The sequence below is a fragment of the Flavobacterium sp. AK-301 genome (genome assembly GCF_058310215.1).
The window spans coordinates 324947-350436 of the sequence record NZ_JBZEES010000003.1 but is presented as its reverse complement, the minus strand read 5'-3'; the positions used below and the strand labels follow the sequence as shown (position 1 = coordinate 350436).

Here is a 25490-nt window from a genome sequence, read left to right as displayed (position 1 = left end):
CACCTTTTACTTTTTAATTACTTTTCCTATATTTTTAGAAAATCGTAATACTTCAGGATTCTCTATCATTTGATCGTTTATAATCATAGATTCTATGACACATGATTTTACAGCCCCCCCCATTGTATGATGAGAGGAATCTACTTCTAATATTGTTTGAATATCTGAAATATTATAAATTAAAGTATCATCTAGTATTAATCTATAATCTTTTTTTGAATTAATTTCAAATGAAAAAAAATCAGAATCATAAATAGAGACCAAAATACTTTCATTACTATCTTGAATTCCTGAGCCACTTATACTAATGCTAGAATATTTTCCTTTTAGTGGGATTTTATAAGAACTTCCTTTTTTATACGTTTCAATCTTTCCTTTTTTTGGTATAGGATTATTATTCCATTCAAATATCTCAATTGAAGTTGTTGCATATTCATTGCATTTTTTTTCAAAACAACTTAAAAAAAGTTGACAAAATATAGTTAAACTAATAAGCTTCAATATATCCATAAAAAGTACTTTTAAATGATTTGGATGATATTTTTCTTTCATTATTATTAAAAATAAAATCATTTTTTTTATAAATCAAAATGTTTCTTTTTGATGCTTTTTCTTTCTTACTATTTAATCCGGTTTCCGGATCATAACCCCAGGTAAAGATTTTAAAAGTCACTTTTTTTGCCTGATTTAAATCAGTAGTAATATTTTCTTTTTCATCAAAGAATTTCAATCCCCCTTCATAAACTACCCAATGCGATTCATTAGCAATATCTTTGTATTTATAACTAACTTTTCCTTTTATCATCTGGGCATCTATCATCATAATGATTTTTTTACCTTCTTTATATTTCCGTTCTATATCCTGTAAATGTTCCAGATCACTATTTGAAAAGTGATCATAGAGTTTACTGCCTATGGATCTCTTTTTTTGTTGGATTAACAACTCATTTAAACCTATTGCATTTACTGTATTGTACCCTATAAGTTCTTTGGTTAATCGTGTCATGAGTCGTGGCCAACTTACGGCTTTGAATTGGTCATAACTTCCATCTTCTATTCCTTTATAAACTAGAGCACCGAAAAAACTACTTTCTTTGCTTCGGGTAGTTGCCAGTACAATCCAGTCTGCATACGGCATATCTACGGTTTCATAATCTGCACTAGCAGGATTCATATTATACATCTCTAACGCCTGCTTATGGGGTTGGATCGTATAACCATTATAGGTATAGGTTCCGGCTCTAAATAATTCTTTGATTAATTTCTCATATCCTTTAGGGTCTTTTTGAGCCAGAATATAGTAAAGAGCTGCCATACCGCATAAGGATGATTTTTCTTGCTGAATTCTCCAAGGTTCTGTGACTCTTTTTTCTGCTTGTTCATGAACCTTTTTTGCATCAAACCATCGAAAGCGGTTGTGATGGAATACTTTCAGTTCTGCTCCTTGCTCTTTGTTAAAGTAATCGTTCCGTCTTTCGTATCTGATGTTGAAACCATCCAGTCCATAAAACTAGTGTCTGCGCTGCTTTCTACGGTAACTTGTATTTTTCCTCCTCTTGGTATATCATTCGGAAACTCTGTAATATCTACGGTTTGATTCCATTGAAAATCATAATCTAATATTGTATATACTTTATTATCAATGGTTAGTTTTGCTAAAAATGACATTCTTTATTTGTTTTTTAATTGTTATTATGGTATAAGTAATGTTTTTTATACAAAAACATCATTTTTTAAATATACAACCAAAAAAGCAAACACAAGAGCTTGAGATAAAAAAATAAAGATTTTTTTATCTCAAGCGTTTTTCTGTAAATACTATTATTAATCCTAAAAAGGTCAGGGAGTCAAAGGTAAAATAGCTTACAAACAAAGTTGTTTGCTTTGAGACTCTGAATCTGAAATTTCTTTTTGTTATAATTACTCCGGAAGGTCAGGAGACCTTCAATCACGGCTACGAAGTCTCCGACTTCGTAGAGCGAAAACCAACAACCAACAACCAACAACCTTAATTATTACTTCCGGTAATGGTTTTATAATAGATCAGGGCTTTTCCATCAGTAAGCATCGATACGAAATGGCAGATATTCAGTAAGCGATCGTACAGATTTTGTTTTTCGGGTCTGAATTTTTCGGGTAACAGTTTTAATACCAGCTTATCATAATTATTTGCCTGTCCTTCAAAATCATTATTATAGGCAGTTATAAATTTATCGAGTAAAGTAGCAATTACTTTATAGCCTGTTAATTCTTTTTCTACGACTTCACGGCTCTGATAGATATTATCAACACTGAGTTTAATAATATCATTCATCTGTGCATTAAACTGACTCTTATCGGTTAAAGAATAGGGAAACTGCCCTTTTAAAATCGTTTCTTCGTTCTCTACAAATACTTTTACGGCATCATTAATGAGAGTTCCGATAGCAAGTGCTCTCAAATAGCTTATTCGATCTTCTTTTGTGGTCAATTTATTATACTTACCTCTGATATTATCTTTTACTAATTTGATTAGAAATTCTAAGGCAAATTCTTCTTGTACGAGACCCAGGTTTATTCCGTCTTCAAAATCAATAATGGTATAGCATATATCATCGGCGGCTTCTACGAGATATGCCAGCGGATGTCTTTCATATCCGATATCATTTCCTGATTTATTGGGTATCATTCCTAATTCCTGTGCAACTTCCTGAAAGAAATGTTTATCGGACTGGAAAAAGCCATATTTTTTATCTGCAATGGCTTTGGTTGGTTTTTTAGGTAGTGATTCTTTTGGATATTTCATAAAGGCACCTAAGGTGGCATATGAAATACGTAATCCTCCTTCAATTCCGGGACGGTCTGCGGTAAGCACACTAAATCCATTGGCATTTCCTTCAAAATCGATCAGATCCTGCCATTCTTTATCTGTGATCTTACCTTTAAACTGCTGCCCTCCTCCATTCTTAAAATATTCGCCTATTGCTTTTTCACCGGAATGCCCAAATGGGGGATTTCCGATGTCATGGGCTAATGAGGCGGCGGCAACAATGGCACCAAAATCATTCATGTGATATCCGTGTACTTCCTGAAGATGGGGATATTTTTCAATTATTTTTTTCCCTACTAAACGCCCTATTGAACGTCCTACTACGGAAACTTCTAAACTATGGGTCAGTCTTGTATGAACAAAATCAATTTTTGATAATGGAATTACCTGTGTTTTATCCTGCAAACTTCTAAAAGCGGAAGAAAAAATAATACGATCGTAATCTACTTCAAAACCCAATCGGGTATCATCCTCTTCTTTTCTTAATCTTTTATTTTTATCTCCGTGTCTTTTCAAAGACAGTAATTGTTCCCACTGCATCATTGTTATAAGTATTTAGATGACTCTTGTCTCTCTTATTTATTATTCTCCGTCTATTTCATTAAAAGTATAAATATAATTACATTTTGATAAACAAAAAGCACATTGAATGGTTAATTGATCTTTATCCTTACAAAAATAGCTGCCACGAAACGGGACAGCTACTTTTGAAACGTAATTTAATCGTATTATGATCCGCACATTTCGCAATCATCAGGATCGGCTGTTTGTGCTTTTAGCAACATTTCTTTGAATTCGTCTACTTCCATCGGGGTTTCTTCTACTTTTTTATCATTATTTAAAGTGAACTTAATAGCATCTACGGCACTTTTTGTTCTTAAATAATACATTCCTGTTTTTAGACCGGATTTCCATGCATAGAAATGCATTGATGTTAATTTTGCGAAATTGGCATTTTCCATGAACAGATTCAGAGACTGAGACTGATCTATGAAATAACCTCTTTGACGAGACATGTCGATAATATCTTTCATACTCATTTCCCAAACGGTTTTATACAGTTCTTTAATATCCTGCGGAATGGCATCAATATGCTGAATAGAACCGTTGGCACGCATAATCTCCTGTTTTAAACTCTCATTCCAGAGTCCCTGATTTACCAGATCTTCCAGTAAATGTTTGTTCACAACAATAAATTCTCCTGACAGTACTCTTCTTGTATAAATATTAGAAGTATACGGTTCGAAAGCTTCGTTGTTCCCCAGAATCTGGGAAGTAGACGCTGTTGGCATTGGTGCTAGTAATAATGAGTTGCGCACGCCGTGCTCCATCACTTCTTTTCTTAGTGCTGCCCAATCCCAACGACCGCTTAATTCTTCATCTTTTAAACCCCAGAGATTATACTGAAACTCTCCCTGAGAGATCGGAGATCCTTTAAAGCTAGAATAAGCTCCTTCTATTTTTGCCATTTCCATTGAGGCTGTAACTGCTGCAAAATACAATGTTTCAAAGATTTCCTGATTCAGCTTTTTAGCAGTATCACTTGTAAAAGGCAGTCTTAACAAAATAAAAGCATCTGCTAATCCCTGCACTCCTAAACCGATTGGTCTGTGACGTACATTTGAATTTTCCGCTTCTTTTACGGGATAATAGTTTCTGTCAATTACTCTATTCAGATTGAATGTTACCCGTTTTGTAACATCATATAATTTCTGATGGTTGAACTTACCGTCTTCGACAAACATTGGTAATGAAATGGAAGCCAGATTACATACTGCTACTTCATCGGGTGAGGTATATTCGATGATCTCTGTACATAGATTAGAGGAACGAATGGTTCCTAAATTCTTCTGGTTTGATTTTCTGTTTGCTGCATCTTTATACAACATATAAGGTAAGCCGGTTTCTACTTGAGATTCTAATATTTTTTCCCAGACCTCACGCGCCTTTATAGTTTTTCTTCCTTTTCCGGCTGCTTCATATTCTAGATACAGTTTTTCAAAATCATCTCCATAAACATCATATAAACCGGGACATTCATTTGGACACATTAAAGTCCAAGTACTGTCTTCTTCTACACGCTTCATGAACAGATCGGAAATCCACATTCCCAGAAACAGATCACGTGTACGCATTTCTTCTTTACCGTGATTTTTTCTCAAATCAAGAAAATCAAAAATATCGGCATGCCATGGTTCTACATAAATCGCAAAACTTCCTTTGCGTTTTCCGCCTCCTTGATCTACATAACGGGCAGTCATATCATAAACACGCAGCATCGGTACAATACCGTTTGATGTTCCATTCGTCCCGCGAATATAGGAGCCTGTTGCTCTTACATTATGAATCGCTAATCCGATTCCTCCGGCTGACTGGGAAATCTTTGCGGTTTGTTTTAAAGTATCATAAATACCGTCAATACTGTCATCTTTCATTGTTAATAGAAAACAGGATGACATTTGCGGTTTTGGTGTTCCTGCATTGAAAAGCGTTGGTGTTGCATGCGTAAAGAACTTTTTAGACATCAACTCATAGGTTTCTACGACAGACTCCAAATCATTTAAATGAATCCCTACTGCAACACGCATTAACATATGTTGTGGTCTTTCTACTATTTTTCCGTTGATCTTTAAAAGATAGGAACGTTCTAATGTTTTGAAACCAAAATAATCATAATTAAAATCTCTATTATAGATAATAGTAGAATCTAAAAAATCACTGTTCTCCATTATAATCTGATACACATCATCTGCAAGCAAAGGAGACTCCAGATTGGTTCTGGGATTCACATAATGATACATATCTGACATGGTTTCGGAAAACGATTTTTTGGTGTTTTTATGTAAATTGGAAATCGCTATTCTGGCAGCTAACTGCGCATAATCGGGGTGTGTAACTGTCATTGAAGCAGCTGTTTCTGCTGCCAGATTATCCAGCTCGGAGGTTGTCACACCGTCATATAAACCTTCTATTACTCTCATTGCTACTTTGACCGGATCTACAAGATCATTCAGTCCGTAACACAATATCTTTACTCTGTCCGTAATCTTATCAAACATTACCGGCTCTCTGCGTCCATCTCTTTTTACTACAAACATAGCTTTACAAATTTAGGTTTAACTTTATGGGATTATTGAAATTAAACCCTATACTAAAAATTCTTATAGGGGGAAAGTATTTTCGGTATTCTTAATTAAAAATCAGCATCAAAACTAATTTTCTGAGATTCTCCATCGGAATTTAAAACTCCTGCTTTTTGATAATCGGATACACGTTTCTCAAAGAAATTTGTTTTTCCCTGAAGGGATATCATATCCATAAAATCAAAAGGGTTGGAGGAATTATATTCTCTTTCACATCCTAACTCCACCAATAACCGATCTGTTACAAACTCCAGATATTGTGTCATTAAAGTTGCATTCATTCCTATTAAACTTACAGGAAGTGATTCTGTAATAAACTCTCTTTCAATCTTTAAAGCATCTATAAGAATTTCTCTGATTCTTTCTTTTGGTACTTTATTAATAAGATGATGATTGTGTAGATGTACAGCAAAATCACAATGAACACCTTCGTCTCTGGAAATTAATTCATTGGAAAAAGTAAGTCCAGGCATTAAACCACGTTTTTTTAGCCAAAAAATAGAACAGAAAGCTCCGGAAAAGAAAATACCTTCTACGGCAGCAAAAGCGATCAGACGTTCTGCGAAAGAATCGGATTCAATCCATTTAAGAGCCCATGATGCTTTTTTCATAATAGCAGGAAATACTTCAATTGCTCTGAACAACTGATCTTTTTCTACTTCATCCTTCACATAGGTATCAATTAACAGGGAATAGGTTTCGCTATGAATATTTTCCATCATAATCTGGAAACCATAGAAGAACTTCGCCTCTGCATATTGTACTTCGTTAACAAAATTCTCGGCTAAGTTTTCGTTAACAATTCCATCTGATGCAGCAAAAAAGGCTAATATGTGTTTAATGAAATATCTTTCATCATCACTTAATTTATTAGTCCAGTCTGATAGATCCTGATGTAAATCGATCTCCTCTGCAGTCCAAAAACTAGCTTCCATTTTCTTATACCACTCCCATATATCATGGTGTTTTATAGGAAAAATAACGAATCTGTTTTTGTTTTCTTGTAAAATGGGTTCTAATACAGACATATCTTTCTGACTTTTATTGTGTTATGAAATTAAAAACATACAATTACTTCTACTACAAAGGTTGTAATTTCTAATCGCAAAAGAAAGCCAAACTTATTCACAATTGCCTTGAGTTTTTAACAAAATGATTTTTGAAAAATCATTTTAAACAAAAAATAAAAGCCTGATTTACAGCTGTTTAAAAACAACGAAAAAAGTAAACGTGCAATAAAACAGGTAGTTATGTCTTTTATTAGGCGACAGTTTTGAACAATCTATTTTTTGAGATCCTGAGCGATCTTTTCCAACTCCATATACCAATCTTCTCCAAATTTTCTGATCAGAGCTTCTTTGACAAATTTATAAACGGGTACTTCTAATTCTTTGCCTAAAGAGCAGGCATCGTCACAAATATCCCATTTATCATAGTTAACAGCTGCAAAATCAGAAAAATCCTTTACTCTGATAGGATATAAATGACAGGAAACGGGTTTTTTCCAGTCAACAATGCCTTGATTATAGGCTTGTTCTATACCACAAAGTGCGGTCTTTTTATCAAAAATAACGTAAACACAGTCTCTTCCTCCAATTAATGGGGTTTCCAGTTCACCATCAAAACCTTTTACCCAGGTTCCCTGTGCTTCAATAGCTTCAATTCCTTCTTTTCTCAGGAATGGTTTTATTTTTGGATAAATATTCTCCAGAATATCGGCTTCTTCTTTACTTAACGGAGCACCGGCATCGCCATCAACACAACAAGCTCCCTTGCATGCAGATAAATTGCATACAAATTCTTTTTCTAAAATCTCTTCTGAGACTATGGTTTTTCCTAGTTGAAACATTTTGCAAAGGTAATCAAAGTTTCAGAGTTCTGAAAATGAAAAAAATATAGGTGATCGAACTCCTGTAAAAAGATTTTTTATTTAAAATTTTATCTCAATGCATATATACTATAATAAAAATTAGTTATTGATTAGCTGAATATAACAAAAATGTATAATTTTGTTACATAAAACAGAGGGTATGGAATTTAGTTTAAGAGAGATTTTTACAGTTGGAATGGTGCTTTTTGCCGTAATTGATATTATAGGAAGTATTCCCATTATCCTCAATCTCAGAGCTAAAGTAGGTCATATTCAGTCTGAAAAAGCATCCATTGTTGCAGGAATTATATTGATTGCCTTTCTTTTTGTCGGAAATGAAATACTGAATCTAATAGGTATTGATGTTAACTCATTTGCTGTTGCAGGTTCTTTTGTTCTGTTCTTTTTAGCCCTGGAAATGATTTTGGGTATTCGGTTATATCGTGATGAAGAACCCAGTACTGCATCTATTGTCCCAATTGCATTTCCTTTAATTGCAGGAGCGGGAACAATGACTACGCTATTATCATTAAAAGCCGAATTTCAAACTATCAATATCATAGTCGCTATTCTTATCAATATTTTACTAGTATATATTGTTCTTAAATCATCTGCAAAAATTGAACGTATCATTGGGGAAAATGGGTTGGGTGTAATTCGAAAAGTATTCGGTGTTGTCCTTCTGGCAATTGCTGTTAAATTATTTGCCGCAAACGTTAAAGGTCTGTTTGCTTAACTGATAATTTATTATTTTCACCGAAAATTAATTTTTTTATAAAAAAACAGATCATTTATTATGAAAGTTTTTACTTACGTCTTGGTTGTTATTGCATTTGCTTTAATAATTTTTAATATTACCTTACTTGACCTGAATAACTTATTTGAAGGGGAAAGTCTAGTTGCTTTAATTGGTGTTGTTGCTTCTTTCTGTGCTATATTAATATTACTGATATTCAGAGTATCTAAAGTAATAGACGAAAAAATAAAAAATCAATAGCGGAATAGTTGGTAGTTTTTAATTGATCGTTGATCGTTTTTTATGAAAGGTAAAATGTTATCTATGAAATGTCTTTGCTTTTCGGTAACATTCAGACTTTCTAACATTCAACCTGTGGCTCGTCACGTTAACATACTGAGAACTGAAACTGAATACTGTAAACTAATCTTTCTACTTACTCCTCCAACACTTTTTTGATCATTGGATCTTCTTTCAGAACGGTCTGGTAATAGTATTGTTCTCCATACAACTGTCTGCCGAATTCTGCTAAAAGATATCTTTTCACTAAACTTTTATTCTTATCGACAGCAATATATAAACCGCTTGCTTTCAGATATTTTTTAAAGTTATTGTAATACAGATCTTTTTTCTCAAAATTGAATCTGAATTGTTCAAAATCAATATCTGAAAATAATTTTCTGTCTTTATCCAATTGTTCGAAAACAAAATATCCAACTACACCGGACTGCATTAAAAAGGATAATGCTTCCTCTCCGTGTTTTCCTTCCAGAGGAACAAAAATATCAGGAACAATACCTCCTCCACCATATACTACTTTACCTTTAGGAGTTTTAAACTTTAAAGTATCTGAAATCTTAATACTGTCTGCAGCATATAATTCTCCTGATTCAAATCGATGGGTAAAATCATTATAATATTCTTTTGTACCTTCTTTATATGGTTTCTGAATAGATCTACCTGTTGGTGTAAAATACCTGGAAACGGTCAGACGCACTACGGAACCATCACCTAAAGGCATTTCACGCTGTACCAGTCCTTTCCCAAAAGAACGTCTTCCCACGACAACGCCTCTGTCGTTATCCTGGATCGCCCCTGCCAGAATCTCACTTGCTGAGGCACTATTCTCATTGATCAGAATATATACTTTCCCTTTTTCAAACAGACCATCTTTAGTAGCAAATGTTTTCTCAATATTTTGATTCTTGTTTTTTGTAAATACAATAAGAGCTTTATCTTCTAATAATTCATCTACAATTTTTACTGCTTTATCCAGATAACCACCTCCATTGTCTCTGACATCGATGACCAGCTCCTTCATCCCTTGTTCTTTTAATCTGATCAGCTCTTTTCTAAATTCGTTATAAGTTGTTTCTGCAAAACGATTGATCTTGACATATCCTACCTTCTGATCTAGCATTAAAGCTATATCTACGCTTTTGATTGGCACTATATCTCGTTTTACTTTTATCTTAAGGGTTTTATTCTCATCTTTTCTAAAAATGGTCAGAACAACTTCTGAATCTTTAGCTCCTTTTAGTTTAGGAAATAAACTGTCTGTGGGCAGTTTCCGTCCGAAAAGAATATCATTATCCGCAGATAAAATTCTGTCCCCTGATATGATACCTGATTTTTCAGAAGGTCCTCCTTCAACTGCTCTGATCACAGCTAGTGTATCTTTGTACATATAGAAATTAATTCCAATACCCACAAAGTCACCTTTCATACTCTGTGCTATTCCCTCGGCTTCATTTTTTGCTATATAAACGGAATGAGGGTCCAGCTGTCCTAAAATATTATTTACAGTCAGATCAATAATCGAATCAGTATTGACACTGTCAACATATTCATTTTCAATAAAGTCAATTAATCTATTAAGTTTATTTTTACTTACATTGGAAGAAAAACCGGAAACCTTTACAGGGAAATTAAGCATACCACCTAAAACAATGCCTACTGCTAAGGCAGAGAAAACAATTATCGGAAAATATTTCTGCTTCATTTTCATCTTTTACTGTAAATCCGAAATGCATTCCACTTCAACTCCTGCCTTTTCCAGAAAATCAATCCCTGAAGTATCTTTATAACCTTCGCAATACACCACTCTTTTTATACCGGACTGATGGATTAGTTTACTGCATTCTTTACAAGGTGAAAGGGTTATATACAATGTTGCCCCTTCACAAGATTGTGTGGAACAGGCTACTTTTAATATTGCGTTTGCTTCTGCATGAAGAACATACCATTTTGTGAACCCTTCTTTATCTTCACAACAATTTTCAAAACCGGAAGGTGTTCCATTATAACCGTCTGAGATAATCATACGATCTTTAACGATAATCGCTCCTACTTTTTTACGCTTGCAATAGGATAGCTGCCCCCATTCTTTGGCAATACGTAAATAAGCTTTATCATATTTATTTAATTTATTTGTATTCATCTATTTATTAAAAACTTTACTACCAGCCAACTAAAATACCATGGTTTTCTCCTGAACAGAATTTATTATAGTTAATCTTTTACCAAATTTTACTTTCAACAATCTTTGGTAATACTACACCTATAACAAAGGCTGACATTACTAAAACCCAATCTCGTTTAGAGAATCTGAAAATAGTCTGTACAATAAAGGAAATTACTAAAACAATAAATACTACCAAAATCTGGGCTGCTTCAACTCCTAAAGCGAATTCTAACAGAGATAATATTTTGTTAGTGGAATTTCCACCGGTAATCGTATTGAAATAATCAGAATAACTTAATCCATGGATAATCCCGAAAAATAAAGTTATAAAAGCAATTATACTGATACTTTCTTTTTTGGAAGATTTTCCTGCTGTAAACAAATTAAAAAAAGCTATTACTAAAATAGTAATCAGAATCAGCCAGTTGATCAGACTTAATTTTACCGCAACTAGTCCAAAAACAGTAAACATCAGGGATAACAGAAAACCTATAGTAAAAATGGTTATCAGTAACAAAACCCTTTTCCAGTCTTTAAAAGCATAGGGAATCGTTAATCCTATTAAAAATAAAACATGTCCATAGGTCTTAATGTCTAAAACATGTCTTAAACCGATATTAAAATACATCCAAAAATCTGACATAATAACTAATTGAGTTTTAAAGAATGTCAAACTTACAATTTATTTTGAAAAAATAATTCGTTTCTTCTGTAAACAATCTAAATTAGAAGAACAATAAAGCTCTTTTCTTCAAAAGTTTTACTCTTAGATTTAGAAACGAATTCAAATAGATTTATATTTGTACGTAAAAACAATAACTATGTCATTCTCAGATTTATTTGATAACGATTTCAAGAACAGAAACAAAGGTCATTTCTCTTCTATTGTACGTGTGGCTCTTGCCGACGGAGAACTAAGTATCGAGGAAAAAGCTTTTTTGAACAAACTGGCAAAACAGTTGGAAATATCTGATGAGGAGTATAAAGAAATTTTAGAGAACCCTTTAAAATACCCTATTAACCCTCCTTACTTATACATTCACAGACTGGAGCGTTTATATGATCTGTCAAGAATGGTATATACAGACCACTATTTAGGTCCAAAACAAAAAGAAATTTTACAAAAATTTGCTTTAGCTCTTGGATTTACTCCGGGAAATGTAAGTTACATTGTTGATAAAGCTTTATCTCTTCTGGTACAGAATGTGGATCTGGATACTTTTGTATTCGAAATGCAACATATGAACAGATAGACTATACAATCTGTCGAAAGCCCAATGTCAAAAGTTAAAAAGATATATGATTTTCCTGCAAGGTCTTTTTTTGACCTTGTAGGTATAATTAATATACGATTTATGATTGAAAGGCTATAATTACAGAGGTTCAAAAGTAATCTACGCTGAAAAGTTTCCCCCTTTTGCAGATATAAATGACGGTCTCCTAACTGAAGTAGAATATCTTTGCTCTTGTTTCTAGCTTCTTTTCTCTAAAATATCGTATATAAAAATTACATTTCTGCTTCCGCCATAAACTCTTCTGCTTTTTTTACCATATTATAACTTCCGCAAAAGAATGGTACACGCTGATGTAATTCTGTAGGCTGAATTTCCATAATGCGATTAAATCCGTCCGAAGCTTTACCTTCTGCCTGTTCTGCCAGGAAAGCCATCGGATTACACTCATACAATAATCGCAATTTTCCGTTTGGTGCTTTTGAACTGGTCGGATAGATATAAATCCCTCCTTTAATCATGTTACGATGAAAATCGGAAACCAAACTACCTATATATCTTGAGGTATAAGGTCGGTCACCTTCTTCATTCTGGCAATATTTTATGTAGTCTTTGACTCCTTGTGGAAAATGAACATAATTCCCTTCGTTTATGGAATAAATATTGCCGTCTTGTGAATATTTCATATTGGGATGGGAAAGGTAAAAAGTTCCGATAGCCGGATTCAGCGTAAATCCATTTACACCGTGCCCTGTAGTATAAACCAACATTGTTGATGTTCCGTAAATAACATATCCGGCCGCAACCTGATTTACACCCGGCTGTAGGAAATCTTCTATTGTTACTGGCGTTCCTACTGGCGTTATACGTCTGAAAACGGAAAATATAGTTCCCACGGAAACATTAACATCAATGTTTGAAGACCCGTCGAGAGGATCCATTAATACAACATATTTATTATTGTGACTTTCGTCCTTCCCTTTTATTGTAATAAAATCATCGCTTTCTTCTGATGCAATACCGCAAACAATCTCGCGATTAATCAACGTCTGTATAAAAATCTCATTTGCATACACATCCAGTTTCTGCTGATCTTCTCCCTGAATGTTAATCTCTCCTGCTGCGCCAACAATATCTACTAAACCTGCTTTATTTACTTTATGATTTACTATTTTAGCTGCTAATCGAATTGAATTGATAAGTTTTGACAGCTCTCCTGATGAGTATTGAAAAGCTTCCTGGTTTTCAATAATAAACTCACCTAATGTTTTATTGCGTTGTTCCATTACTATAGCGTTGTAGTTGTGCGAACAAATATCGCTTTTTTTGTTGTAAGCGAATAATATTTTTATACCTGATTTTAATTTTTAAAGTTCCATTAACCATTTGAAGTATTCTTTAATTAAAAGACAATCGGAGAATATATATTATTTTTATATGAAAACTTTTTAACGAACCAATCAAAAAAAATATTCAGATTAACAATTCTTGTTATTTTTGTGATAAAGGGAATAATACTATTCTGAATAGGTATCAGAATTGTACATTTGTCAAAAAACCACAAAGAATAAAAGAATATATGATTATCAGAAGAGGTAAAAAGGAAGACATGCCATCTGTCATTGAACTAATTAATGAACTGGCTGTTTTTGAAAAAGAACCTGATGCTGTTGAAGTAACTGCAGAGGATTTAATAAGAGATGGATTTTTAGAGAATCCCTTATTTCGGACATTTATTGCTGAAGTAGATAATGAAATTGTAGGAATGGCTCTATTCTATAACCGATATTCAACATGGAAAGGGAAAACCATTCATCTTGAGGATTTAATTGTAAAGGAAAAAATGAGAGGAACTGGTCTAGGGTATGCTCTATATAGTGAAGTATTAAAATATGCTAAGAAAGAGAATGTAAAACGAGTAGAATGGGTTGTTCTGAACTGGAACGAACCTGCTATTCAGTTTTACAAAAAATCAGGGGCTACTATTCTGGAAGACTGGTATACTGTTCAAATGGATGAAAATGGAATTACAAATTTTGTAACTAATATATATGAGAGTATTTAAATTTGGTGGGGCGTCTGTAAAAGATGCTACTGGTGTTAAAAATGTTTTTGAAGTCCTACAAAAAGTAGGTTATGATGATGTTCTGTTGATTGTTTCTGCAATGGGCAAGACAACTAACGCACTTGAGGTAGTTATTAAGGATTATTTTGAAAAAGCATCATCATTACAGTCTTCTGTTCAGGAAGTTAAGAAATATCACAATCAGATTTTACTGGAATTATTTGAAGATGAGAAGAATGCTGTCTTTTCTGAAGTAAACAAACTATTTACTGATCTGGAAAATTTTCTTTCTACTAATAAGTCTCCTAATTATAATTTTGTTTACGATCAGGTTGTGAGCTTTGGAGAAATAATCTCTACTACGATTGTTAGTCATTACTTTAATTATGCAGGCATAAAAAATCAATGGCTGGATGTCCGAAATTTCATAAAAACAGATACAAATTACCGTGATGCTACTGTGGACTGGGATTTAACTCAGAAAAATATTTCTAAAAATATCAAGAAAAAAGTACTGAATATCACTCAGGGATTTTTGGGCTCTGATTCTAATAACTTTACTACCACTCTGGGGCGGGAGGGTTCAGATTATACTGCTGCTATTTTTGCTTATTGTTTAAATGCGGACAGTGTTACAATATGGAAAGATGTTCCCGGAGTTATGAATGCTGATCCAAGATATTTTGAAAATGCTATTTTATTAAATCGTATTTCTTATCGTGAAGCGATTGAACTTGCTTTTTACGGAGCAACCGTAATCCACCCAAAAACATTGCAGCCTTTACAACGTAAGGAGATCCCTCTCTATGTAAAATCATTTATTAACCCTACATTGCCGGGAACTTGTGTTAGTAAAGGTATCGACCTTGAACCACAACATCCGTGTTATATTATAAAAAAGAATCAGTTATTACTTTCTCTTTCTTCTATTGATTTTTCTTTTATTATGGAAGAAAATATTAGTGAGATTTTTGCTTTATTACATCAATATAAAATGAAAGTACATCTGATCCAGAATTCTGCTATTAGCTTTTCAGTTTGTGTTTATGATAAATTTGAAAACTTTGAGGAACTGAATAAAATACTTTCTAAGAAATTTAAAGTAAGCTTTAATAATAATGTTTCTCTTTATACGATCAGACATTTTACGGATAAAGCAGCACAAACCGTTTTAGATAATAAAGATGTATTACTGAGACAGGTAAGTCGTGAAACTATGCAGATTGTAACAAAAGAAGAATAATTTTTAAATCACTTTTCCTTATCTAAATCCTCCTGAGTGAGGATTTTTTGATTTTTTAATACTTTTTATTCTTTTATCTTATACACACTACAATAAATAAAAACATTAAAACACTGTTTATCAACAAAATATATAGTTTTTAAAAGTAGAATTTCTTCCATAAAAACAAGATAATACTTCAATTTTAAAAAAACATAATTAGCTGATTATCAAATATAATATACCTCTTTTAATTAAATGTTTGTTAACTTTTAAAGGGTTCTGTTTTTTGGATTTACTAATTAATTAATTTTAATTCAAATTAAAAAACAAATCATTATGAAAAAATTAATTGCCTTGTCTCTATTTTTTGCTTTCTCAATTGCTACTTATGCACAACAAGAAATGCCGGCTGCTAAAAAAGCAGTGAAAAAAGAAATTGCCAAAACAGACAAAGAAGCTACCAAAGTTTCTGAAAAAACAAATAAAGAAGTAGCTAAAACCTCTGAAAAAGTAAAAAAGGAAGAAAACAAAGTAAAAAAAGAAGCGGAAATGGCCAAAAAATCAGCTTCTGAAAAAGTAACTGTTGGAAAAACAGAAGCTAAAAATATCAAATAATAATTTATCTATTTAAAATTAACCCACTTTTAAAATTTAATCCCATGAAAAAATTAATTGCATTATCATTATTTTTTGCTTTTTCTGTCGCTACTTATGCACAACAAGAAGTACCTGCTGCTAAAAAAGCAGTGAAAAAAGAAATCGCTAAAGCAGATAAAGAAACTACCAAAGTATCTGAAAAGGCTAAGAAAGAAGAGCATAAAGCGAAAAAAGAAGTAGATGCAGCTAAGAAAACTGCTTCTGAAAAAATGGATATGGCAAAAGCTGATATGAAAAAAGCAAAATAATAAAAGACTAGTTTTCTTAAAAACAGTTCGTAATTAAAATTATGGACTGTTTTTTTATTAAATTGTACTTATATTTACTAATTGATTTAATTTTTTTTAATTAAAACTTTGTCGTTATGAAAAAATTAATTTTGTTATTCTTGTTACTTACTTTTTCTAACAGTTTTTATGCTCAAAAAACAACTGCAAAAAAGAGCCCTAAAAAAGAAACAGTAAAAGCTTCTGATGCAATCACGAAAAAAGTGTCGAAAGCAAAAGATGCGACTACTAAAGCTTCTGATGCAGCTAAAAAGAAAGAAGCGAAACTAAAAACCGCATCTGACAAAGCAAGCGCTAAAGCAGATAAAGCGACAAAAGAAGCTTCTGATGCAGCTAATAAAAAAGGGGCTAAAGTAAAAGACGAGATCAAAACCGCATCTGACAAAGCAAGCACTAAAGCAGATAAAGCGACAAAAAAAGCTTCTGATGCTGCTAATAAAAAAGGAGCTAAAGTAAAAGACGAGATCAAAACCACTTCTGACAAAGCAGATAAAGTAACAAAAAAAGCTTCTGATGCTGCTGCCAAAGTAAAAGATAACACTACTAAAACCGCTGAAAAGACTAAATCTGAAACAAAATCTACTGCTAAAAAAGCAGAAACAAAAGCAACAAATGAAATTGATAAAGTAACTGGTGAATATAATGGCAAAAAAGTATATACCGGCCCAAGAGGAGGCAAATACTACATTAATTCTAACGGAAATAAAACTTATATTTCACCTGATAAATAGATATAAATCATGCTTTTATTACCATATCTAATTACCCACTTTAATAATTTTAGCTCCTATTGTTAAAATAACATGATAATTATCATTTTTTATTCTATTTTAGAAAACTATCTTTGAGCAATCTTAAAATTTAGAATTTATGAATAAGCTTTCAATTGCATTGTATTCTTGGGACAGTGGAGCATTTATAATGATCGGTATATTTAGTTTGGTGATTATTGGACTTATAGCAGCCGTTTTTTTATTAATGGGTACTGATGAGAAAAAAAATAAAGAGTAATCCCTTGTTTTTCTGATCCGTTAAAAATATTTATCTACTGTTTGTATTTAGTTAACTGAACCTCTTTTCATCGACTTTCAGTATACTTTAGACAAAAGCCCTGTATTCTGTAGAATTATTTTATCTGTTTATTTATATAATTATTTAAGATATTATTTTGGGTTAATCGTTTCAAAGAAAGTCCTTATCGCCATGAGGACTTTTCTCTTTATATTCTCCTGTCTCCTTAAATCAAATACAAAGAGACTTCTCCTCTGAATAAATTAAAAATCTTTGGCTTTTTTAAAATTAAAAACGTTTTTTTTCGTTTATAAATTTAAGAGTATATTTGATCTCTGTAATTTAAATCAAACAATCATGACCTTATTAAAAACGAATATAGTTTTTCTTTTTGCTACTTCCTTACTTTTTATTTCCTGTAAAGAAGAGTTAAAAGTACAAGACAATCCTTCTTCTGAACACACGCCAATAATTGAAAATACAAACTCACAGCAGACACAACAAACCATAACCCCACAGCCAACTCCTGCTATTACAGCAACATTACCGGGAATGAATCCTCCTCACGGAGAACCGGGACACCGTTGTGAAATTCCAGTGGGAGCTCCTTTAAACTCACAACCGGCACCGCAACCAGCAACTGTTCAACAACCCATAACAGTTCAACAGCAAGCTCCTGTTATTACAACAACAACCGCTCCCGGAATGAATCCTCCACATGGAGAACCAGGACACCGTTGTGAAATCCCTGTAGGATCTCCGTTACCAAAATAAAAAAATAATTTTATTCATTAAAGAAGCCTTTATTTATAATTTTGATTATAAATAAAGGCTTCTTCTATTCTATTTAATACTGTTTTAATTACAACACTACCTTGTCTTTTACCCCTTTCCCTAATCTAAAAACATGATTCTCCACAAAAAAACATTTTAAAAACATGTTTAATTTTTGTTAATTTATATGTTATTATGTATTTTAGCTTAAATTTTAATTAATTAAACAAATTAAAACTAAATTAATTAAGCTAAATTCAATTTATATGAAAAATATTTTGTGTTTTTTAACAGTTTTTATGTTTGTTTCTTTGGGATTATCTGCCAAACAAATAGATCCATTAACTGCTAACACCATCGCCAATGTCTTTTTAAAAGACAATTCAAATGCAAGGAGCATGAGTTCAACTCCTTTAAAATTAGTTTATACCAATTCTGGCAACGCCAGAATAAACACTAAATCAAACACTAATTATTATTACGTTTTTAATATTGGTAATAATCAAGGATTTATAATCATCTCCGCTGATGATGTTAACACCCCGATTATAGGATATTCTGATAAAGGAAATTACAACCCTAACAACCTTCCTGAAGCCTTTAAATCATGGATGAAAACCGTAGTACTTGGAATGCAAAAAGCAATCACTACAGGAACAGAACCTTCAGCAAAAGTAAAACAGGAATGGAAAAGCTTCCTGTCAGAAAAAAGACCCGAACTAAAAACAGTAAGTACTCAGACCGTAGAGCCACTTATTAAAACAACCTGGAATCAGGGCTATCCATATAATAATGATATCCCTTACCCTTCATTACCTACAGGATGTGTCGCAACTGCAACCGCTCAGATCATGAAATATTACAACCATCCCAGATCAGGACAAGGCACTACTCCGGAATATACCGCCAATAACGACAATACCACTTATTCTATTCCGGCTATTGATCTGAGTCAATATACCTATGACTGGGATAATATGCTGAATACATATTCCTACTCAAACATAGGCAACGCAACGCAACAAAAAGCCGTCTCACTATTAATGTATCATATAGGAGCCAGTGTTCAAATGGGTTACAGCCTAAAAGGAAGTGGAGCACAAACACGCTATGCTGCAAAATCTTTATTTACCTATTTTGATTATGACAAAACCTTAGAGAACAAAAGAAGATATGAATATAGCACTTTAGATGACAACAGCTGGGACAATATGCTCAGAAAAGAATTAGATAACAAACGACCTATTTATTATGATGGATATGGCACTGACGGACATGCTTTTGTATGTGACGGATACGATGATAAAGGGTATTTCCACTTTAACTGGGGGTGGGGAGGTTATATGGATGGTTATTTTAAAACAACCGCAACCCTAGACTTTACTGGCGGACAAACAGTTATTGTAAACATTAAGCCTAATGAAGGAGGGGTTTTAACACCTAAGATCGAATTAAGCGAACACACTTATTTTTATGCCAGTGCAACTTCAGGTGCAGCTGGGGATTATATATATGCAAAAGTTTCGTTCAAAAACGTTTCTCTTACCACATTTGAGGGTTACTACGGAATAGCACTGACAGACAATAACAATATTAAATATATAGTAAAAGAAACAGGGCTTTCAGAATTAGGCTCTGGCTATTTTCATTCAAATTATATTTTTCGTAGCTGCAGATTACCACAGAATGTAATTCCGGGAAAATACAAACTACAGATGATTTCAAAAATCAAAGGAAGTGAAGAATGGACTATCGTAGGAAGTCCCGTTTCGTCTATACCTGACCACGTTCCGTTTGAAGTCACAAACAACAAAGGAAGTCTTCCAATATCAGAAATAGAATTAGCCGAACACACTCTTTTCTCTACTAATATAACCTCAGGTGAAGCTGGGGATTATATAGAAACAAAAGTTTCGTTCAAAAATGCTGCCTTCATCCCGTTTGAGGGGTACTACGGAATAGCACTGACAGACAATAACAACATTAAATATATAGTAAAAGAAACAGGGCTTTCAGAATTAGGCTCTGGCTATTTTTATAAAGAATATAATTTTAACAATTGCAGAATACCACAGAATGTAATTCCAGGGAAATACAAACTGCAAATGATTTCGAAAGTCAAAGGAGGTGAAGAATGGACAATTGTCGGAAGCCCCGTTTCGTCTATACCTGACCATGTTCCGTTTGAAGTTACAAGTCCTCCAAAAATTAAATTAACCGAACACACCTCTTTTTATGCTAATGCAACTTCAGGTGTAGCCGAGGATTATATAGACATAAAAGTTTCGTTCAAAAATATTTCTCTTACTACAACGTTTGAGGGATACTACGGAATAGCACTGACAGAGAATAATAATATCAAATATATAGTAAAAGAAACAGAGCTTTCAGAACTAGGCTCTGGCGATTTCTATAAAGAATATAATTTTAACAATTGCAGATTACCACAGAATGTAATTCCAGGGAAATACAAACTGCAAATGATTTCAAAACTTAAAGGAAGTGAAAAATGGACTATCGTAGGAAGCCCTACTGTTGCTATCCCGGATCATGTAACGTTTGAAGTTACAAGTCTTCCAAAAATTGAATTAACCGAACACACTTCTTTTTATGCTAGTGCAACTTCAGGTGTAGTCGGGGATTATATATACGCAAAAGTTTCATTCAAAAATGCTTCTCTTACTACAACGTTTGAGGGATACTACGGAATAGCACTGACAGACAATAATAATATCAAATACATATTAAAAGAAACGGAGCTTTCAGAATTAGGCGCCGGTAATTTTTATCCAAATTATATTTTTCGTAGCTGCAGATTACCACAGAATGTGGTTCTGGGGAACTACAAACTTCAGATGATTTCAAAACTTAAAGGAAGTGAAGAATGGACTATCGTAGGAAGCCTCGCTACTACTATCCCGGATCATGCACCATTTGAAGTTACAAATGAGAAAGAAAGTCTTCCAACATCAAAAATAGAATTAACCGAACACACTCTTTTCTCCACCAATATAACCTCAGGTGTAGCCGGAAATTATATGGACACAAAAGTTTCGTTCAAAAATGCTGACTTCATCCCGTTTGAGGGGTACTACGGAATAGCACTAACAGACAATAATAACATTAAATATATATTGAAAGAATCAGGACTTTCAGAATTAGGCTCCGGCTATTATTATCCGGTATATAATTTTTACAATTGCAGAATACCGCTAAATGTAATTCCGGGGAAATACAAACTGCAAATGATTTCGAAAGTTAAAGGAGGTGAAGAATGGACAATTGTCGGAAGCCCTAACGCTTCTATACCGGATCATGTACCGTTTGAAATTATAAATAATTCACCACAATATGTTGTTAACACAGTAACACTTAGCAAAAATTCAGTAACAACAGAAGATCCTTTTACAATAAATGTTTCTATTACAAATTATAATAAATATAAAAAACTGTATATTGCTCTTTATGATAAATCAGATATTTTTATAACTACATTAGCTGTTATAACTGGCACAACAAATGATTATAACTGTAAAATTCCTTCTTCTGTTGATTCCGGTAATTATAAGATCAAAATAGTTGAAGAAAAAGAAGCCAATACTTATATCTCTGCAAATTGCGAAGAAGCGGCTAAAAACATTCCTTTGATTGTAAAATCAAATACACTAATTACTTACAATGAAGAGGACAAAAAAGGATTACGCCAATTCCTAAGCCAGGGAACAAACTATTCCATTTTAGGATTAACGCAAGCCGATATTTCAAATTGGATGGAATCCGAAGAATGGGTAGCAAAAATAAAAGGACTAACCTGGACAAATACTACTGAAAACAAAAGATTAGTCCGTATTTACTGGTGGAGTCTGAATAATTTAACCGGAAACTTAGATGTTAGCCCTTTTAAAGAAATCAAGGAAGTATTATTCCCGTTCAATCAATTAACCGGGTTTACGGCTTCACAAAACACAAAACTGCAACTAATTGATGCCGGATATAATAAATTAAACAATGTTACTATTCAAAACTGTCAGACATTAACAACCTTAAAGATTCATTCTAATAAACTGACAAGCTTAAATGTAGCAGACTGGAATTCAATAAAAACATTCTTCTGCGACAATAATATGTTGAAATTTTCTGATTTACCTACAATAATCTTCTCTTCTTCTACTTACCATAGTCAAGCTAAAATAAACGGAGGAGAAATAACAGCAGGAAAAAGCATTGATCTGAGCAGTGAATATACCATTGATAACAAAATAACTACGTACAAATGGTTTAATAATGGCACAGAAATCAATCTGACTTCTGAAGGTAATGGGAAATTCATTGCAGACACAAAATACACAAATGCAAATCTGGTTTGTAAAATGACAAATGTAAAATTTCCAAGTCTGACTTTGGAATATACGATTAAGATAAGTAATACTCTTCTTTTAGCACCTAAACAGACTATCCCTTCTTCTATCCTGTCCATTTATCCTAATCCATTAAGAGAAACTCTTTATGTTGGATCCCAAAATGAAGAAATTCAACATATCGAATTAATTAACTTCTTAGGAAAAACAGTTTTAAAAAATACAGGTGCAGAAACTTTAAAAAGCTTACCTGTGGAACACTTACCGAATGGATTCTATATCTTAAAAGTAAAAACAGAAAAAGGATGGTCCAGTCATAAAGTATATAAACAATAATTTTTATTTTAAATCCTTTTACAGGAATATAACAAAGAAGGCGATCTCAAAAAGATTGCCTTCTTTATATTTAAAAACCACCCTATTATCAACTTATCATAATAGAAACCCACAATAACCAAAACTCCAATCTGAAAGTAAAATTATACACATAAATATTTAAAAAAATTATACTAATTTTTTGTTAATTTATACAACATAGACTACTTTAGACAAAATTTTTAATTAAATAATAAATCAATATTATTTTAATTAACCGAAATTTAATTTATATGAAAAATATTTTACTGTTTTTAACGGTTTTTATGTCTGTTTCTTTGGGATTATCTGCCAAACAAATAGATCCATTAACTGCTAACACCATCGCCAATGTCTTTTTAAAAGATAATTCAAATGTAAGGAGCATGAGTTCAACTCCTTTAAAATTAGTTTATACCAATTCTGGCAACACCAGAATAAGCACTAAATCAAACACAAATTATTATTACGTGTTTAATATTGGTAATAATCAAGGATTTATAATCATCTCCGCTGATGATGTTAACACCCCGATTATAGGATATTCTGATAAAGGAAATTACAACCCTAACAACCTCCCTGATAATTTCATATCCTGGATGGAAACAGTAATACTTGGAATGCAAAAAGCAATTGCCTCAGGCGCAGAACCTTCAGCAAAAGTAAAACAGGAGTGGAAAAACTTCCTGTCAGAAAAAAGACCCGGATTAAAAACAGTAAGCACTCAGACCGTAGAGCCACTTATTAAAACAACTTGGAGTCAGAGCGCTCCATATAACAGTCAGATACCTTACCCTTCAGTATATACAGGATGTGTAGCAACAGCAACCGCCCAGATTATGAAATACCATAATCATCCGAAATCAGGACAAGGTACCACCCCGGCATATACCCTTAATAACGATAATACTACTTATTCTATTCCGGCTATTGATCTGAGTCAATACACCTATGACTGGGATAATATGTTAAATACGTATTCCTACTCAAACATGGGCAACGCAGCGCAACAAAAAGCCGTCGCACTATTAATGTATCATATTGGGGCCAGTGTTAAAATGAATTATAGCCGTTCTGGAAGTGGCGCATCCACAAGCTCTGCTGCTAAATCTTTATTTACTTATTTCGATTATGATAAAAGTTTAGACAACAAAAGAAGATATGAATATAACACTTCAGATGATAACAGCTGGGATACTATGCTGAGGAAAGAATTAGACAACAAACGACCTATTTACTATGACGGATATACAAATAACAGTGGACATGCTTTTGTTTGTGACGGATATGATGATAAAGGATACTTTCACTTTAACTGGGGATGGGGCGGTTATATGGATGGTTATTTTAAAACAACAGCAACATTAGAGTACACCAGTGGACAAACGGTTATCATAAACATTAAACCCAATGAAGGGGGGGGGCTAACACCAAAGGTCGAATTAAACGAACATACTCTTTTTTATGCCGACACCACTTCAGGTGTAGCCGGTAACTATATAAATGCTAAGGTTTCGTTCAAAAACGTTTCTCTTACCACATTTGAGGGTTACTACGGAATAGCACTGACAGACAACAACAACATTAAATACAGACTAAAAGAAACCGGATTTTCAGAATTAGGTTCCGGCTATTTTTATAAAGAATATAATTTTTACAATTGCAGATTACCACAAAATGTAATTCCGGGGAAATACAAGCTTCAAATGATTTCGAAACTTAAAGGAAGTGAAGAATGGACCATCGTAGGAAGTCCTGCATCTACTATTCCGGATCATATTCCATTTGAAGTTATAGATAATTCACCACAATATGTTGTTAACACAGTAACACTTAGCAAAAATTCAGTAACATCAGAAGACCCTTTTACTATAAATGTTTCTATTACAAATTATAATAAATATAAAAAACTATATATTGCTCTTTATAACAAATCAGATGTTTTTATAACCACATTAGCTGCTATAACCGGCACGACAAATGATTATAACTGTAAAATTCCTTCTTCTACTGATGCTGGTGATTATAAAATAAAAATTGTTGAAGAAAAAGAAGCCAATACTTATATTGCTGCTAATTGTGATGCGGTGGCGAAAGAGATTTCTTTAACAGTTACACCAAACACACCTCCTACTTATCTAATTTTTGATAGAGGTGTCAGTACAGAAATAACTACTGGTAAGTCAGGGTACAAATTCAACACTTTAGTGGATATTAAGAACCCTTCTACAACAATTTTTGAAGGATATTATACGGTAGCTTTGACTGATAATGCTGATAATGTGAAATACATTCTAAATGAAAGTATGGCACAGACACTAGTAACAATAGCTCCTAAAGCTAATCCGTATGGACAAAAAACATGTATCATACCTGATAATACTGTTCCGGGAACATACCGATTAAGAGTAGTAGCTAAAGAAAAAGGATTTGATAAGTGGACTCCTATTGTTGACGGAGCAACTCCAGCTTTTATAGAATTTACGGTTGTTAACAATGCAGCTA

23 protein-coding genes are annotated in these 25490 nt (G+C 33.0%); 12 read left to right on the top strand and 11 right to left on the bottom strand.

Translation table 11 applies throughout. From position 1 onward, the window contains the following. Positions 1–6: 6 nt before the first annotated feature. From AC4FQX_RS07425 to AC4FQX_RS07395, 7 genes are all read right to left on the bottom strand, one after another. A complete protein-coding gene (locus AC4FQX_RS07425) occupies positions 7–510 on the bottom strand; it encodes a hypothetical protein (RefSeq protein WP_491167047.1) in 504 nt (167 codons plus the stop codon). After that, positions 488–1315, bottom strand: a complete 828-nt coding sequence (locus tag AC4FQX_RS07420; protein ID WP_491167046.1) for a hypothetical protein — start codon at positions 1313–1315, stop codon at positions 488–490. Before AC4FQX_RS07420 ends, AC4FQX_RS07425 begins: the two co-directional genes overlap by 23 nt. Before the next feature lie 116 nt (positions 1316–1431). After that, positions 1432–1668, bottom strand: coding sequence for a type VI secretion system tube protein TssD (gene tssD, locus AC4FQX_RS07415; protein WP_491167045.1), 237 nt, complete (start codon positions 1666–1668; stop codon positions 1432–1434). Positions 1669–2008: 340 nt separating this feature from the next. Beyond that, positions 2009–3349, bottom strand: a complete 1341-nt coding sequence (locus AC4FQX_RS07410) for a deoxyguanosinetriphosphate triphosphohydrolase (RefSeq protein ID WP_491167153.1) — start codon at positions 3347–3349, stop codon at positions 2009–2011. A 188-nt stretch (positions 3350–3537) separates the two neighbouring features. Beyond that, positions 3538–5907: a ribonucleoside-diphosphate reductase subunit alpha gene (locus tag AC4FQX_RS07405; RefSeq protein WP_491167044.1), complete on the bottom strand. Its 2370-nt coding sequence runs from the start codon at positions 5905–5907 to the stop codon at positions 3538–3540. A 95-nt stretch (positions 5908–6002) separates the two neighbouring features. Further along, complete coding sequence (locus AC4FQX_RS07400) at positions 6003–6980, bottom strand: ribonucleotide-diphosphate reductase subunit beta (RefSeq protein ID WP_491167043.1); 978 nt, start codon at positions 6978–6980, stop codon at positions 6003–6005. Positions 6981–7234: 254 nt separating this feature from the next. Then, positions 7235–7801 (bottom strand): DUF3109 family protein, encoded by a 567-nt coding sequence (locus AC4FQX_RS07395; protein WP_491167042.1) that lies wholly within the window; start codon positions 7799–7801, stop codon positions 7235–7237. 181 nt (positions 7802–7982) lie between these two features. On the opposite strand from AC4FQX_RS07395, the gene AC4FQX_RS07390 reads away from it, so the two are divergent. After that, entirely contained in the window at positions 7983–8558 is a 576-nt protein-coding gene (locus tag AC4FQX_RS07390) for a MarC family protein (protein ID WP_491167041.1), read from the top strand. A gap of 60 nt (positions 8559–8618) precedes the next feature. After that, a complete protein-coding gene (locus AC4FQX_RS07385) occupies positions 8619–8819 on the top strand; it encodes a hypothetical protein (protein ID WP_491167040.1) in 201 nt (66 codons plus the stop codon). Positions 8820–8994: 175 nt separating this feature from the next. On the opposite strand, the gene AC4FQX_RS07380 is transcribed toward AC4FQX_RS07385, so the two are convergent. The 3 genes from AC4FQX_RS07380 to AC4FQX_RS07370 form a co-directional block, all read right to left on the bottom strand. Further along, positions 8995–10566: a S41 family peptidase gene (locus AC4FQX_RS07380; RefSeq protein WP_491167039.1), complete on the bottom strand. Its 1572-nt coding sequence runs from the start codon at positions 10564–10566 to the stop codon at positions 8995–8997. Between the two features lie 3 nt (positions 10567–10569). Continuing rightward, positions 10570–10998 (bottom strand): deoxycytidylate deaminase, encoded by a 429-nt coding sequence (locus AC4FQX_RS07375; RefSeq protein ID WP_491167038.1) that lies wholly within the window; start codon positions 10996–10998, stop codon positions 10570–10572. 79 nt (positions 10999–11077) lie between these two features. After that, entirely contained in the window at positions 11078–11665 is a 588-nt protein-coding gene (locus AC4FQX_RS07370; RefSeq protein ID WP_491167037.1) for a HupE/UreJ family protein, read from the bottom strand. Positions 11666–11843: 178 nt separating this feature from the next. Here AC4FQX_RS07370 and AC4FQX_RS07365 point away from each other — a divergent pair, with 178 nt between their 5' ends. Next, positions 11844–12275, top strand: coding sequence for a TerB family tellurite resistance protein (locus AC4FQX_RS07365; RefSeq protein WP_491167036.1), 432 nt, complete (start codon positions 11844–11846; stop codon positions 12273–12275). A gap of 254 nt (positions 12276–12529) precedes the next feature. Here AC4FQX_RS07365 and fbp read toward each other — a convergent pair whose 3' ends face one another. Then, a complete protein-coding gene (gene fbp / locus AC4FQX_RS07360; protein ID WP_491167035.1) occupies positions 12530–13540 on the bottom strand; it encodes a class 1 fructose-bisphosphatase in 1011 nt (336 codons plus the stop codon). Between the two features lie 293 nt (positions 13541–13833). Between fbp and AC4FQX_RS07355 the strand changes: the two genes are divergently transcribed. From AC4FQX_RS07355 to AC4FQX_RS07315, 9 genes are all read left to right on the top strand, one after another. Beyond that, entirely contained in the window at positions 13834–14319 is a 486-nt protein-coding gene (locus AC4FQX_RS07355) for a GNAT family N-acetyltransferase (RefSeq protein WP_491167034.1), read from the top strand. After that, positions 14306–15562 carry an aspartate kinase gene (locus AC4FQX_RS07350; RefSeq protein ID WP_491167033.1) on the top strand — a complete coding sequence of 419 codons (1257 nt, stop codon included), beginning with the start codon at positions 14306–14308 and terminating at the stop codon, positions 15560–15562. The genes AC4FQX_RS07355 and AC4FQX_RS07350 overlap by 14 nt, the downstream gene beginning before the upstream one ends. Before the next feature lie 318 nt (positions 15563–15880). After that, entirely contained in the window at positions 15881–16159 is a 279-nt protein-coding gene (locus tag AC4FQX_RS07345) for a hypothetical protein (protein ID WP_491167032.1), read from the top strand. Between the two features lie 44 nt (positions 16160–16203). Then, a complete protein-coding gene (locus AC4FQX_RS07340) occupies positions 16204–16449 on the top strand; it encodes a hypothetical protein (protein WP_491167031.1) in 246 nt (81 codons plus the stop codon). A 116-nt stretch (positions 16450–16565) separates the two neighbouring features. Beyond that, positions 16566–17219 (top strand): hypothetical protein, encoded by a 654-nt coding sequence (locus tag AC4FQX_RS07335; protein ID WP_491167030.1) that lies wholly within the window; start codon positions 16566–16568, stop codon positions 17217–17219. 139 nt (positions 17220–17358) lie between these two features. After that, positions 17359–17499 (top strand): hypothetical protein, encoded by a 141-nt coding sequence (locus AC4FQX_RS07330; protein ID WP_491167029.1) that lies wholly within the window; start codon positions 17359–17361, stop codon positions 17497–17499. A gap of 357 nt (positions 17500–17856) precedes the next feature. Beyond that, positions 17857–18273, top strand: a complete 417-nt coding sequence (locus AC4FQX_RS07325; RefSeq protein WP_491167028.1) for a hypothetical protein — start codon at positions 17857–17859, stop codon at positions 18271–18273. Positions 18274–18539: 266 nt separating this feature from the next. Continuing rightward, entirely contained in the window at positions 18540–22967 is a 4428-nt protein-coding gene (locus AC4FQX_RS07320; protein ID WP_491167027.1) for a C10 family peptidase, read from the top strand. A gap of 272 nt (positions 22968–23239) precedes the next feature. Next, positions 23240–25490: C10 family peptidase (locus AC4FQX_RS07315; RefSeq protein WP_491167026.1), on the top strand; the 2251-nt coding region annotated here is incomplete at its 3' end.